At 57.0% G+C, this 14749-nt stretch carries 10 protein-coding genes; 8 read left to right on the top strand and 2 right to left on the bottom strand.

Going from position 1 to position 14749, the window contains the following annotated elements; all coding sequences use genetic code 11:
- Positions 1 to 89 precede the first annotated feature (89 nt).
- On the bottom strand, positions 90 to 1373 hold the full coding sequence (locus P0119_13270) for an NAD(P)/FAD-dependent oxidoreductase (protein ID MDF0667029.1): 1284 nt from the start codon (positions 1371 to 1373) through the stop codon (positions 90 to 92).
- A gap of 1134 nt (positions 1374 to 2507) precedes the next feature.
- Here P0119_13270 and P0119_13265 point away from each other — a divergent pair.
- The 7 genes from P0119_13265 (at position 2508) to P0119_13235 (ending at position 9008) form a co-directional block, all read left to right on the top strand.
- A complete protein-coding gene (locus P0119_13265) occupies positions 2508 to 3227 on the top strand; it encodes a hypothetical protein (protein ID MDF0667028.1) in 720 nt (239 codons plus the stop codon).
- A gap of 111 nt (positions 3228 to 3338) precedes the next feature.
- Complete coding sequence (locus P0119_13260) at positions 3339 to 3917, top strand: hypothetical protein (protein ID MDF0667027.1); 579 nt, start codon at positions 3339 to 3341, stop codon at positions 3915 to 3917.
- A gap of 361 nt (positions 3918 to 4278) precedes the next feature.
- Complete coding sequence (locus tag P0119_13255; protein ID MDF0667026.1) at positions 4279 to 5619, top strand: hypothetical protein; 1341 nt, start codon at positions 4279 to 4281, stop codon at positions 5617 to 5619.
- Between the two features lie 157 nt (positions 5620 to 5776).
- On the top strand, positions 5777 to 6169 hold the full coding sequence (mrtJ, locus tag P0119_13250; protein ID MDF0667025.1) for a JDVT-CTERM system glutamic-type intramembrane protease: 393 nt from the start codon (positions 5777 to 5779) through the stop codon (positions 6167 to 6169).
- 454 nt (positions 6170 to 6623) lie between these two features.
- On the top strand, positions 6624 to 7253 hold the full coding sequence (locus P0119_13245) for a response regulator transcription factor (GenBank protein MDF0667024.1): 630 nt from the start codon (positions 6624 to 6626) through the stop codon (positions 7251 to 7253).
- Between the two features lie 432 nt (positions 7254 to 7685).
- The gene (locus P0119_13240) at positions 7686 to 8375 is read left to right on the top strand and encodes a response regulator transcription factor (protein MDF0667023.1); all 690 of its coding nucleotides are present in this window, start codon (positions 7686 to 7688) and stop codon (positions 8373 to 8375) included.
- Between the two features lie 378 nt (positions 8376 to 8753).
- Positions 8754 to 9008 (top strand): hypothetical protein, encoded by a 255-nt coding sequence (locus tag P0119_13235; GenBank protein ID MDF0667022.1) that lies wholly within the window; start codon positions 8754 to 8756, stop codon positions 9006 to 9008.
- 485 nt (positions 9009 to 9493) lie between these two features.
- Here P0119_13235 and P0119_13230 read toward each other — a convergent pair whose 3' ends face one another.
- Complete coding sequence (locus P0119_13230) at positions 9494 to 10219, bottom strand: glycosyltransferase (protein ID MDF0667021.1); 726 nt, start codon at positions 10217 to 10219, stop codon at positions 9494 to 9496.
- Positions 10220 to 10342: 123 nt separating this feature from the next.
- Here P0119_13230 and P0119_13225 point away from each other — a divergent pair, with 123 nt between their 5' ends.
- The gene (locus P0119_13225; GenBank protein ID MDF0667020.1) at positions 10343 to 14746 is read left to right on the top strand and encodes a DEAD/DEAH box helicase; all 4404 of its coding nucleotides are present in this window, start codon (positions 10343 to 10345) and stop codon (positions 14744 to 14746) included.
- Positions 14747 to 14749: the final 3 nt, after the last annotated feature.

Raw genomic sequence — 14749 nt, 5'->3', positions numbered from 1 at the left:
TTGCCTGGCTGAATATAGATGATTTCGCTGAATCACCCGCGTCTGAAGTAAAGCCACTCTCCGTAATGCTGTGTGCGGTCTTTAATGACTCACTCATGCCCATGGTCTGTTGAGGGTCTGTTGCGAGGGGAAGAAGGCCGTTCAAAAAGCAACCTTGCTCCAGGCTTGAAGGTGAGGTAGTACCAGACCCATTCGGACATCACTCGGAATCGGTTCCGGAAGCCGATCAAGAAGAAAATGTGCACCACGCACCAGAGCAGCCAGGCGAAGAGTCCTGAAACATGGACCCAGCCGAACTGCGCCACGGCTTGCGCGCGGCCGATTGTCGCCAGCATGCCACGGTCTGTATAGGCAAACGGTTGGCGGCGACCTGGAGCAATGTCACCATCGATGAGGTGGGCGACATAACGTCCCTGCTGCATGGCCACAGGAGCTAAGCCAGGCAATGGTTTTCCATCGTTGCCCACGCAATGTGCCGCGTCACCGATCACGAAGATCGAGGAATCGTCCGGGATCGTCAGATCCGGTCGTACCTTAACACGGCCGTAGGAATCCTGAGGAGCCGAGAGCGTAGTTAAAAGAGGCGCAGCTCTGTTGCCGGCCGCCCAAATAATGTTGGTCGAAGCGACCCACTCTTGTCCGATCATCACACCGTCGGCCTGAATGGCACTCACTGGGCTGTTCAACTTGATCTTCACACCCATGCGCGCGAGGGCGCCGGCGGCCTTCGCGGAAAGTTTGGCGTCGAACCCTGGCAGAAGGCGCGGGCCGGCCTCCACGAGCAGGATAGCGAGATTCTCAAGGCGCAAAGCCGGAAAGTCAGGACCCATGGCCTTTCTTCCGATCTCAGCCAGCGCACCAGCCAACTCGACTCCTGTGGGGCCACCTCCGACGATAACGAACGTGAGGGGACGGTCTCGCGCGCCGGTCACAAGTCTCCGGCGTTCGGCGTTCTCAAACGTGAGCAGCATTTGCTCACGCACTTGGATGGCATCGGTCATCGTCTTGAGACCAGGCGCAAATGATTCCCACTCGTGGTGCCCAAAATAGGCATGGCGGGATCCCGGAGCGGCAATCAAGACATCGAAGGTAATCGGCGTATTCTCCCGCAGGTGCACCGTCCGAGTCGCTCGATCGATTGATACCGCGTCATCCATCAGGACCCGGACGTTGGGTTGCGGCCGAAAGAGCGTGCGCAAGGGCCAAGCGATATCGCTGGGCGACAGTGCGGCCGTAGCCACCTGATAGAGCAGCGGTTGAAATAGGTGGTGGTTCGTGCGGTCGATGAGAATGACCTCCGCTCGGCGTAAAGAACGGGCGGCCGTCAGGCCTCCGAACCCGCCCCCGATAATGACGACCTGTGTGCGAGTCATAGGATGGAATAAGGAGGCAAGCTATGTGCGATAGGGAACAGTGTTAATGGGTTGAGCGCGAGCCTGCGCAAGTCGGTGACGAGACGTCCGGATGTTGCGAAACAAGGTTCCTGATCAGGTCACGGAACCGACGCGGCTCTTCCCGTAAATACCAGATCGTAGCCGTAGGCCAGGCTAACTGCCTGCAGATTGTGAGGGGACAGCCTGGTGGTGGGGGCGCACCTTTGATTCCTGCGTTTGACGGCCATGAAAGACGTCCTTGCATGTTACGCTCCACTTTCCACTGTGAAGGCCTAAAGCTGACATACCACAAGATGGCATATTTCCATAAGACAGTGCACGCATTACCTTACCTTGCAGAAGCAATCCGACACCATCTTTCTCTTATCGATTGAAGGGAGCCACGTCATGACAACGAAGAACACAGGAATCGTCACCGGTGCAGTGAAATGGTGAGCGTTGTTCAGAAGTGAGGATAATCCGGCCCCATGGCCTTTCTCCCGATTTCGAGAAGTGAACCGGCTAGCTCGACCCCCGTAGGGTCTCCTCCAACGATGCCGAAGGTAAGGCGATTTTGCGTTCCCTTCTCGGCTCGTTGTCGTTCCGCCACCTCAAATGCGAGCAACATCCGCCAGGATGACATTAGCCTCGAGCAGGAGGCGCGCCATTGGCTTGCCTCCAACCCAGCTCCCAATAAGGACAAGGACGCTGCGCTTTCGAGTCATGGGCTTGAATCGGAGGCACGGTTACTTACGAAAACGGATAGGCTTCACCGCAGGAGTGAAGCGCTCTCGGGGGACAACTACACAGCAGGCTACGGCCATTGTGAGCAATGCCAATAGAAGCAGTTCCATGTCTCACCTCATGATAATTGTTCAATGCAATAAGCGATGAAAAAAGAATGCGTCCGAATACAAGCTACGCACCAAGGAGAAGGCTGTCAAAGACTTCCTCATTGCCCGCTTAAGCATTCTATCCATAAGCATCGGCAGGCCCTGGTCCGTTCTTGAGCCCATTGGTGAGGATAATCCAAAAAGCTTAGGCGGCTACAGTGGTGCTGTTACACTTACCTCATCGCGCACGGCTTTCATATGCTGGTTTCACCGCATGGAGAGAGGAAAAGGAGTACACCTCATGGCCGCCCAATCCCGTCACTTTATACAAATGGTGATTTCGACCTGTTTCACTGCCGCCTTGGTCACGATTGCGGCCTGTTCAGGCGGTTACTATACGACCGATGTGAACGGTGAGAAGAAGGACTATCGTGTTGATGAGCATGGCGTCAAGAAACCCGTATCCGAAACCGGTCAGATCGGAACAATCACTCTTCACGAGGTTGATGACCCAAAGATGGCAGAACGGTCCAGCGCGGGAATGGTGGAACGACTTGAGCAGAAGGATCCTGCGCCGAAACGGCAGCCGAATGATCCCATTTACGTCAGTCTCGCCCCACCGGTGTTGGATCCCGAAATGGAGAAGGCGGAGAGAAAAAAAGGGGCGGTGGCCGAACAGATCCGGAGCGAATTTGCCGCAGATCCCATCATCAAACTTATCGAGGAGAATCGAAATCAGTCAGGGCTGATGAAGCCGCATGTCCTGGCGAGCGCCGATGTCGAAGTGTCGCCGAAGGTCTCGCTGAAGGAGGCCTACGGGATTGATCGAAAGACGGGAAAGCCTAGTAAGATGCTGGCGGTGGTTTTTGAAGCGACCATCACCTCACAGGTTTCACCGGCCACGTACAACGTGTCGGAGTCCGGTCATGCTTTGCGCACTTTGGAGATCTCCAAGCGTTTCACCACACAGGTTAAACAGGTGATCCTCGATAAGATCGGCCCCACCATCCCTGCCCGCTGATCCGATAACTGTGGACGTCACGAAAGAAAGCTTGTGCATCGAGCTGCCTTATTTTGTGAGACGCACCAGTGATCCATGTAATAATGCCGACCGCTTCAGAGTGAATACCTGATGGTAATGCTACAACAAGCTGGCGCTCGAATCACCATCGCGGATACGTCAGCAGGGCTGCGCCTCGTCATCCCTGGTCGACGCAGTGTGTTCGTGATTTGCCTGCTGGGGTTTTGGATCTGTGGTTGGACGGTGGCTGAAGTCATGGTCGCCATTCAGCTTTTGAACGGCGATGCCCCGCCTGAGGGAGAGTTTTTCATGTCGGCATGGTTCAGCATCTGGACGATTGGTGGTGTGTTGGCTGTCTACGCTTGGTTGTGGCAGGTAATGGGGAAGGAGATAGTCATCGTGCTGGGACAGACATTCAAAACTCGGCGCGACGTTGGAGGATTCGGTTTCGATAAGGATTACGATCTCTTGCAGATGCGAGATCTGCGCGTTTGGCGAGCTGGATTCAATCCGCTGGACTTCTCGTCCAGTCTCCAACTATGGGGAATCGGAGGCGGGGTAATCGCTTTTGATTATGGCGCAAAAACTCATCGATTCGGCGCAGGTCTTGACGAAGCCGAGGCCGAGCAAGTCGTGACGGCCATCACACAGCGCCACCGGATTCAGGAGCGCAGGACGACCTCAACCTAATCCGAACATATGATTCGTCTACTGGTTGATTCCGCGGATCCTGCCATGGAGAACAAGCCCCTCGTGCTCTCTGCTGACCCGGAAATGCCGGCACCATCCGGAACAGCACAGGGAACTTTGCCCGCATGTGCAATTGATTTAAGACATCGACGTCGAGAGTTCTGGTTGCTGCGCTGTGCCGATTGTGGATCCCGGTGACCGCGTTCTGGTACATATGGCCATCATGGACCCAAGCCGATGCCGGATCACGAGCGCGCAACGACCATTCTCGGTATCTTTGCTATGCGGGCGGCGGAGGAGTTCGAGCGGTTTCGGTTCGAGCGTGTTTTGGGTAAGCGAGATCCCACATTGCCCAGATCATATGTCCGTTTCGCTCCTCAGTCGCTTCATGATTTGTCATTTCCTCCTTGCAGCCCTGCTGATGACCGTCGGTACGACAACCGTGGTTCACGCGCAGGTTCAGTGTTGGGCGCCACGTCAGAACGAGGGACCCACAACCGATCAACAACGGGCGCGTCACCTTAAGGCCATGAGCGCAGCCGAAGCCATTCTTAAGCAGTCAGAGGAATTCCTGAATCCACGGGTCCCTGTCCGCATGCGGACTACGATGGCTACCAACCGATATGAACCAATAGGCTCGCGGTTGACCGTGCGCGCCTACCCGGAACAGACGTCGGTAGGCATCGGGATTTGGAAAGGAGAATGCGGGATTGCTCCCGAGGCAGACCGTGTGGCCGGATCGATCGGAGGGATCAGCATCTTTTTCAACCACCTCTCCAAGGATATGTTCATGAGCCAGGACGAAATTCCGAAGCTAACCGGCACGATGGGTGGTTATCCCGAGTACAACGGGTGGGTTGTGCTCTCGAAGGCTGGGCGTTTGCCATGGATCCCTCAAACCCTCGGTGATCGGCTCGATCGTGTGGGTGCTGCCCGTGAAAGGGCCTTGGCCGATTGGCGTAACGCCAGGGTTTCACGCAAAGCTCCCGATCAGGCCATGATCGACCGGACTGCGGCATTGCGGAGAAAGACCGATCCAGCCGGCGCCCACCAGTATGTGGAGAACATGAGGCGACTTACTGCGGACATTCAAGCGGCGAAAGCCAAGGAAGCGGCACGGGAGGCACATCTCACAAAGCTGCTCAACGAATACCGCGTGTACCGGGCGTCGTTTACGGCTCGCCAACTCGCGATGCCAGCAGTGTCGGCTGATACCGATGGCTCCGCCCGTGAGGCGATGGAGGCTCAGGTCGATGAACTGCGAGAGCTCAGCCTGAATGATCAGGAGAGAGTGGGTGAGATACGGGAGCACAGTCGCGGACTGGAGAGAGAGGCAGCCGCGAGCGTCAACGAAGCGGAAGAGCGTCGGCTGCGCATGCAGGCCAGGGACTTATTGCAAGGCGTCGACCAAATCCACAAGGACCATATGGCACGTGCCGCACTAGAGGAGGAAGCCTTGCGGGGTGCGTATGAATTGACCAACCTCGAGCCTGGCTCGGTAGAGCAGGCCCTTGCCTATAAGATGGATCCGACTTTTCCAAACCGGAGTCAGCCGGGAAAGATCCAAGTGATTGCCATATCGGTGTCAACGCTGGCCGAGGAAGATGTCCTCTATCGGTCTGACCATGCGGCGCGCAAAGCTTGGTTAGAGCGAGTGAAAGCCTCGCTCGACTATGCATCCTTAGCAGCTCTACTGGACTGACATCACTCGACCGGGGTCAGTGGTTGCGGAGACAACTGTGTCGAGAGCCGATTGTTATCAGACACTGGGTTGGCTAGGGCTCCGCTGGCCCCCAACATTATTTGGAGATGTAACCTTTCTCCTTTGTGCTGGGGTTGCTCCGTTAACGTGGGCCATTATGGCATGGGCCGTTCCCGTTCATCCGATACCTGTTGTCCAAGTGTGGTCGTTGGGCTTTGTTTCAGTGGCAGTCTGGTACCCTCTATGGGAAGAGCTGCTGTTTAGAGGATTGCTGCAGGGCGAACTCATCGAGCGTGGCTGGATACGACCCTGGCTATGTGGTTTGAGCGGCGCCAACATTTCGGTCTCTCTCTTCTTCGCAGTCTTTCACCTCTGGAGCCATAGGCCGATCTGGGCGGTCCTGGTGTTCTTCCCTTCACTGGTCTTTGGCCTGCTTCGCGATCGGTTCGGCTCCACGGTTCCTTCGATTCTAATGCACATGTGGTACAACGGCGGGTATTTTTTCTTCATCGGTTCCTCTCAGCCTTTCACAGGGTCCGACATGCGGTGAGTTTTCCCTCGCCGCAGGATGCAGGAAGGGGACAAACCCAAAACATGTCGAGCATGACTATGTAGTTGATCCCTCGTATTAGCGACGTAGGCGTTGCCGCCTGTTCTCCAAGAACGCAAAACCGGATGCCTTGTGCGGTCAGTCCATCGAGAGGCCGATCGAGGAATTCAGTATGTTCCACAAGGACCACCCTAGGAAAGTTCCCAGCTGTCATTTATCCGACCGTCTTATTATTGTGGTCTAGATTGGAGCTTTTCTGGCTGTTTCTCGTCGGAGCCTCTAGGCGGGGGGAAACGAAAGTGTCTCGTACGACGAACTGCGAGTATTTCATCCTGTTGACAAGCGGCGGCGACGTAAGCGCCCTCTTTCCTTCCCCTTCACTCTCATGGGGAGGTAGGGAATTGGCCGAGCGGACAACTGAGCGCTGAGAACTGAAACTGTTTCGTCGAAGTCCATGCTGAGAATTTTGATTGCCGACGACTTTCCGCTCTTCCGACGCGGAGTGAAGGATTTGTTAACCGACGGGCTGGATTCCGTCACGGTCGGGGAATGCGGCAACGCCCACGATCTGTTGGAACTGGTCAGATGCAGGAAGTGGGATGTCGTTATCCTGGATATCTCCATGCCCGGTACCACCGGCACCGAGGCCCTCAAGCGGCTGAAGGCGGAGCGTCCGGACCTTCCCGTCATCGTGCTCAGCCTGCATCCGGAGGATCAATATGCCATCCGCATGTTCAAAGCGGGAGCGGATGCCTATCTGATGAAGGCTAGTGCCCCGGAGGAACTCATTAATGCCGTGAAGAAGGTCACTTCGGGCGGACAGTATGTGGGTGCTTCACTCGGGGAAAAGCTCGTACATCGTCTTCGTCCTGGCTCGGAAAGCGTGCTGCACAACCAGCTGTCCGATCGGGAATTCGAGGTTATGCGTTTCCTCGCGTCGGGGAAAACCGTCTCTGAAATCGCGGAGACCATGCACCTCGGGGTGAGCACCGTCAGCACCTACCGCTCCCGCATTCTCGAGAAACTCCAACTCAAGAATAACGCCGAACTGATGCATTACGTGGTTGATCAGGGGATCACATAGCCACTAACCACAGGACCGATATCTCGCCTGTGACTCTACGCCCGAATAGGGCCATGTAAACAATCATGTCGTTGAAACCCTGACTAGGGCACGGAACTTTCTACTACGAAACAATCGTCCTGCCATCGATAGCGTCGTCCTGCTCCGCCCGTTAAAACCTCTTGCGACGTGAGTGGTCCTAGTGGTGCATTCGTCACGCCAAAACAGACCAGATGTATAGCCACACAACCAGTTGTGGATAGTTGAGCGCATCTCACCTTCGGTTTTATCTCGACAGCCTTGCCCTAAGAAATGCAATCCATGATGAGCAAACAACCGTTGAATGGACCATTCAAATGGCGCCCGTTTGTGCCATGGGTTGCATCTCTATTTGGCAAAAACCTCTTCAAAATCGTTTCCACGACAGGGTATTGCAAGAGCGAAGGAGACTTTATGTCCGATGCCAGCTCTACGACGTTCACCCTCAGGATCACGATTCTTAGCAGTCAGTGGCTCGTGTGGTTGGGCTTACAGAAAATTCTCGAAACCAGCTCGACCCTCCCGATAGTGGTGCACTGCTATCCCGGGAGGATATCTGACCTGCTCCGCATTGAGAGCCCGCCAGACCTATTCATCCTGGATCTGGAGACCGAGCGCAACGTCCTCGACACCATCAACCAGATTCGAGAGTTCGCCCCGACCGGTAAGATCGTGTTGTTGTGCGGACTGGAGGAGCAGGCCCGCACGCGCGAGGCGTTTGCTGCCGGGGTCGACGGCATCATCCTCAAGGTTCAACCACCTGAAGTCGTGCTCGCGGTGATCGAATCGCTATATGCCGCCGTGAAGCCCCAGCCCCCCGTGAAACGGGATGGCGCGATGAAGATGGGTCTCGAACTCTCCTTCACGAAACAGGCGGAACCCGCCCCACCGTCGCCGTCCTGGCCCGACGCCTTGACCGAGCGAGAGTGTGAGATTATCCGTTTGGTGGAACAAGGTCTCTCGAACAAGGACATCGCCTACGAGTTGTCGATCAGTGACAGTACGGTCCGGCATCACATGACGAGCATTTTCGACAAAGTCGGTGTGCCCAATCGTCAGAAGCTCCTGCTCCACGCCCACCGGTCCCGCTCCACACCTGCCTAGAACCCATCTCAAAATAGCTTGATGAGAATCGTGATGCGCGCGAGCTGCACAACCCTGGGCAGTGGGGCGCTGTGTTCCCATGGGCGAGGACCCCCGTCGCCCCTTGAGTCAGGCAACGTCGCACTCGACGAGCCAGCGCCGGTCGTCCCGTCGTTGGGACTAGGACAACTATGTATATAGGAACACGACGAAACAATTGTGCTTGCATTGATTGTGGGAAACGGATGTTCGCTCTATAACACGATGCGAGAGACAAGGTTCTGGTTTGTAAGATCGATCGACATGCCATGCATGCGTTCTCAGTGGATGATCGAGAATATGCGCCGCGGCACCGTCGCATGTGGCGCAACGGTGCCGATCTCACAAGGAGGCGTTGTGATGCGAACCGCGATGATTGAATCGGCCATTCGGATGGAACTATATCGGAACGGGCCCTGTGCGCTCCGTGCCTTGATCGAACGGCTTCCTCAGTTTTCTTGGAATGAGGTGTTTGCCGTTGTCGATCGCGTCAGCCGAGAGGGGACGTTGGTGCTCCGCCGCAAGGCCCAATTCGACTATGAAGTATCGGACCGCCCGATTCTCGAATCGTCACGTGAGAGACTCACGGCAGTGAAAGAGGGAGTACTTCGATGAACCGATCGCGATTGTCAAGCACCAGCCCGTGGAGGTGCGCATGAATTGCTCACGATGCCATGGGCTCCTGTGTTTCAGTGAACTGCGCGACGAGGATGGCGGGCTCGTCAGAGAAGGGATACCGGTATTTCGTTGCATCCAGTGCGGAGAGGTTATTGATTCGGTCATTCTGATGAATCGGGCGCGCAGTGCGGCCGAGCCCTCACTCTGTCGCTGAGCCGTCTTTCGGGTTGAGGCCATGCACGCCGTCATGAAGGAGCAATCATGAAACCGATGGTGGCGGGTTGCTGTTTCTGCGAGAAAATCCGTGGTGACGTGGGTCCCGAGGGTGGAGTCGGTTTGTGGTATGAGCCGCATCTTTATTTTGCGAGACACAGCCTCTATGCGGAGGACTTTCAAGTATCCCAGACCTACTGCCTGTCCTGCCTAACTAAGTACCACCACACGAGCGCTCGCGAGAAAGGTGCCGAAGTAGCAGGCGCTTCTCACCGCCGGCCGTCATACCAAACAGATAACTGCTTCTTGTCACGCAAGGCCCTTCCTGGAAGCAGCAGGACGCGGAAGACTTGGCCTGCAATCTCTCGGCCTGAGTAGAGCGAAACCTTGCGCGACGAGGTCTCCAATGGATGTCGGGTCAAGATGGTGAATTGAAGGCCGCGCTGCCGTCCCCACTGTTTGAGCCGTTTGCTGAGAGTGATTTCCTCTGACGCGTAGACGTTTTGGTCGAATCCGCCGATATCCTCAAACGCATCACGCCGACACACCAGCAACGCTCCGGCTGCCCATCGACAGTGAACCGAAACGGCGGTCCAGAATCCCAGCGTCATGCTCGCCCACCAGGGTAATCCCTCCATACGCAACGTACTGCCGCAACCGACGTGTTTTTCATCTTGAATCAGTCGTTCGATGTCGCCGAGCAGGCCGGGGCTCAACAGGCTGTCGGCGTCTAAGAACAGCAACCAATCGCCGGTTGCGTGAGCCGCACCGGCATTGCGTGCCCGGCTGATTTGATTGATTGGTTCAAAGACGATCCGAGCACCAGCCTGCCTTGCCAGCTCGGCGGTGTTGTCGGTGGAGTTGTTGTCGACGACGATGACATCCGACGTGAAACCAGGTGTGGAGATAGCGGCGACTGATGTGGCAACAGATTGCAGACATCGTTCGATCAGACGCGCTTCGTTGAAGGCTGGAATAATGATGGAAAGATGCATAGGCTCTGTATGATGCCATAACTATTTGGGCCGTGAAATAGGCACGTGATCGGATAGTCGGTGGAAACGGTGGCAGGCTGATCGTCATACGGAAGCCTGTCCGTGCATGGTAAGATGCCGCCGATGCCGCTTGCACGGTTTCACCCCACGATCTCCGAATGGTTTTCTTCCTGCATCGGTCAGCCGACCGACGTTCAAATCCAAGCATGGCCTGCGATCCAGTCCGGAGCGGATGCGTTGATCGCGGCGCCGACCGGATCAGGCAAAACCCTTGCCGCCTTTCTCTCTTGCATCGATCATCTCTTTAATCAGGCGCTCAATCGTGAACTCGACGACCATACGCAGGTCCTGTATGTCTCACCGCTCAAGGCTTTGAGCAACGACATCCAGAAGAATCTCCAGAAGCCGCTCGCGGAAATCGGGCAACTCGCCTTACAGGCTGGGTTACTGATGCCGGAGCTGCGCGTGCTTGTTCGTACCGGCGATACGCCGATGGCGGATCGGCGACAGATGCTCAAGCGCCCGCCGCATATCCTCGTCACCACACCGGAATCGCTCTTCATCCTCCTCACGGCGGATAAAAGCCGACGCTTGTTGCAGACCGTGCGTACCGTGATCGTTGATGAAATTCATGCGCTGGCGCCGAACAAGCGTGGAGCCCACGTGGTGCTCTCGTTGGAACGGTTGGAGGCGCTGACGTTGACGAAGCCGCAGCGGATCGGCCTCTCAGCCACCCAGCGGCCGATAGAAACAGTCGCGCAGTTCCTCGTTGGTGACCGTGCGACACCGAGGATCATCGATGTGGGCCACAAGCGACAGATGGACCTTGCGGTTGAGGTGCCAAAAGATGAGCTGAGCGCCGTCGCGACCAATGCCATCTGGGCCGACATCTACGATCGCGTGGCTGAGTTTGTACGACAGCATCGTACGACGTTGGTCTTCGTCAATACACGCCGCCTAGCCGAACGGGTTTCGCACTATCTTGAAGCACGGCTCTCGGATCTCGGACCTGACGCGGTGGCGGCCCACCACGGCAGCCTATCGCGGCAGATTCGGTTGTCGGCTGAGGAACGGCTGAAGGCGGGCGAGACTCGGGTGGTCGTGGCGACGGCATCGCTTGAACTCGGGATCGACGTCGGCACGGTCGATCTGGTCTGCCAGATCGGCTCGCCACGGGCGATTGCGACCTGTTTGCAACGGATCGGAAGGGCCGGCCACTGGATCAAAGCCATACCCAAAGGCCGGCTCTTTGCCACGACCAGAGATGAACTACTCGAATGCGCGGCGCTGATTCGCGCGATCAAGAACGGGACGTTGGATCGCATCGAGATCCCGACTGCACCGCTTGATATTCTGGCTCAACAGATTGTCGCCGCTGCAGCGACGCAAGCCTGGACGGAAGAGGAGCTGTTTGCCTTGGCCCGCCGAGCTGGTCCCTATCGCGAACTGGATCGAGCCACGTTCGACCGTATCGTCCGGATGTTGGCAGATGGCATTGCGACGCAGCGAGGGCGCGGGCTTGCCTATCTTTACCACGACCGGATCAATCGCCGCATCAAAGGTCGTCGAGGGGCGAGGTTGGCGGCGATCACCTCAGGCGGTGCAATTCCCGATACCGCCAACTATGCAGTGGTGGCGGAACCTGACGGCACGGTTGTGGGCACCGTGGATGAGGACTTTGCCGTGGAGAGTCTGGCCGGCGATATCATGTTGCTCGGCAACACATCCTGGCGGATCAAGGGTGTCGAGATGGGGAAGGTGCGAGTGGAAGACGCCCATGGCGCACCGCCCAACATTCCGTTCTGGCGAGGTGAGGCTCCTTCGCGCACGGCGGAACTCTCCGCGGAAGTGGCTGAGCTACGACAATTGATCGCTGAACGAGCTGGCTCCTCTGAATCGTCACCTGATGCACTCAGCACCCAGCCCGCTTCGCCGACTCTGCGAGGCGAGCACTCAGCGCTTCAGTGGCTCAAGGAGGACTGCGGTCTGGATCAACGGGGAGCCCAACAGGCGATCGAATATGTCGTGATGGGGAACGCTGTGCTGGGAGCCGTGCCGACCCAGGAGACACTCGTGGCCGAACGGTTCTTTGATGAAAGTGGTGGGATGCAGTTGGTAATCCATGCGCCGTTTGGAGGGCGAATCAATAGGGCTTGGGGGCTTGCGCTACGGAAGCGGTTTTGCGTGACATTCGACTTTGAGCTGCAAGCAGCTGCCACGGATAACGGCCTTGTGATTTCGCTGGGAGAAAAGCACAGTTTCCCGCTGGAGTCCGTGTTCGGCTATCTTCATTCCAACAGGGTGCGGGAAGTCTTGGTCCAGGCGGTGTTGCTCGCGCCGATGTTTGCCACGCGCTGGCGCTGGAACGCTTCACGGTCGTTGGCCTTGCTGAGGTTTGCCAAGGGCAAGAAAGTCCCGCCGCAGATTCAACGGATGAAAGCAGAAGACCTGCTTGCAGCGGTATTTCCCGATGCCATCGCTTGTCAGGAGAATCTGACAGGCGAGCGGGCCATGCGGCAGATTCCGGACCATCCGCTCGTACAGGAAACATTGCGAGACTGTCTCACTGAAGCGATGGATCTTGAGGGCCTCACAAATGTCCTGAGACAGATCGAATCTGGCGCAATCCGGTGTGTGGCAATCGATACGCCGTCGCCCTCGGTCTTCTCTCATGAGATTTTGAATGCGAACCCCTACGCCTTTCTTGACGATGCGCCGCTGGAAGAACGCCGTGCGCGAGCGGTGGAGATGCGGCGTACGCTTCCTGTGGAAATGGCGGGACAGGTTGGTGCGCTCGATCCGGCAGCGATAGAAGAGGTGCGGCGAGAGTCCTGGCCGGTCGTGCGCGATGCCGACGAACTACATGATGCGCTGCTGACACTGGTGTGGGTGCCTGAATCTGAATCGACACAATGGACCGCCTACCTGCCGCTACTCGTGGAATCCGGTCGCGCCGTCATGCTCACGCCTGATTCCTCGCCATTCATGCCTCACTCTACAAAGGGGTGGGTAGCGACAGAAAATAAGGACCGGCTTGTGCAGTTGTTCACAACTGGTGACAACCAGGCACTCGATACCATCGTGCTCGGTTGGATGGAAAACATTGGTCCGACGACCATCGACGAACTCGCAACTCGGCTCCGTCTTTCCACTGAACAGGTCGATCATGCGATGCTCCGTCTTGAAACCTCCGGACAAGTTCTCCGTGGCCGATTCCGGTCTTCCTCAGCAGTCAGTCCTCAGCCGGCTTCGCCCGCTCAGCGAGGCGAGTTCTCAGCACTATCGGGCGCCGATACGCCCGAATGGTGCCACCGCCGTTTACTGGCCCGTATTCATCGCCTGACGATCGGAATCTTGCGCAAAGAGGTGGAGCCGGTCACGACATCGGAGTTCATGCGATTCTTGCTTCAATGGCAGCATGTCGCACCGGGATCGCGCCAGCACGGAGAGGCCGGTCTCCAACAAGTGATCGGACAACTCGCAGGATTCGAGGCGGCTGCGTCTGCATGGGAACCACAGCTGTTACGCGTGCGCATGGCCAAGTATGAACCTGAACTGTTAGACCGGCTTTGTCTCAGTGGTGCGGTGAGTTGGGGGCGACTCTCTCCTCATCCAAGGTTTCTGCAAACCGGTGAACCGGATCGTCGGCGAATTATCCCCACGAGCATCGCACCTATCAGTCTATTTCCACGTGAAGACGATGAGTGGTTGCTGAATGCTTTCCTCGGCGAGGCGTGCCTCCCTGATACGAATACGCAGTTGAGTACGGTGGCGCAGGACTTGCGTCGTGCCTTGCAACAGCATGGAGCAAGTTTTTTCACCGATCTGGTGAAGGTCACCAACCATCTCGCGACGGAAGTGGAGAACGGATTGTGGGAACTCGTGGCGGCAGGGCTGGTGACGGCTGATGGATTCGACAATCTCCGTGCTCTCATGGATCCGCATCGACGTCGCGCCGAAGGGCGTGAACGAGCCCGTCGACCTCGGCACGCTGCCGGACGGTGGTCGCTCTTTCGACCGTCTTCGATCACGGTCGAGGGAGTCATGGGCTTGTCGCATGGGCCTAACTACTCAACGACTCGCGCTATCGAGCACGTCGCTCGTCAACTCTTGCGCCGTTATGGTGTGCTCTTTCGTGATTTGCTGGCGCGCGAATCGTTGGTCCAGTCCTGGCGGGATCTGCTCGTGCAGTATCGGCGGATGGAGATGGCCGGTGAGGTTCGTGGTGGACGATTTGTGAGTGGATTTACCGGAGAGCAGTTTGCGTTGCCGGAAGCGGTGGAAGCACTGAGGGCGATGAGAAAGGAGACTGCAGCCGGCGTGGAATATGAGATCAAACTCTCGGCCACAGATCCATTGAACCTCGCGGGGACGCTTCTGCCTGGTCCTCGTGTCCCAGCCGTGCCGACGAATTTTTTGGTGTTCAAGGATGGCGCACTTGTGCGCACGGTGATAGGACGGAACGGGGAAAGCCGACTCTCCGCGGTCGAGCAGATTGGCACGTCGACCTTGCATCGGTACCCTTGAAAT

Source organism: Nitrospira sp., assembly GCA_029194665.1.
GTDB lineage: Bacteria > Nitrospirota > Nitrospiria > Nitrospirales > Nitrospiraceae > Nitrospira_D.
Note: the sequence above shows the minus strand (reverse complement) of the source record. Positions and strands in the feature narration are given on the sequence as shown.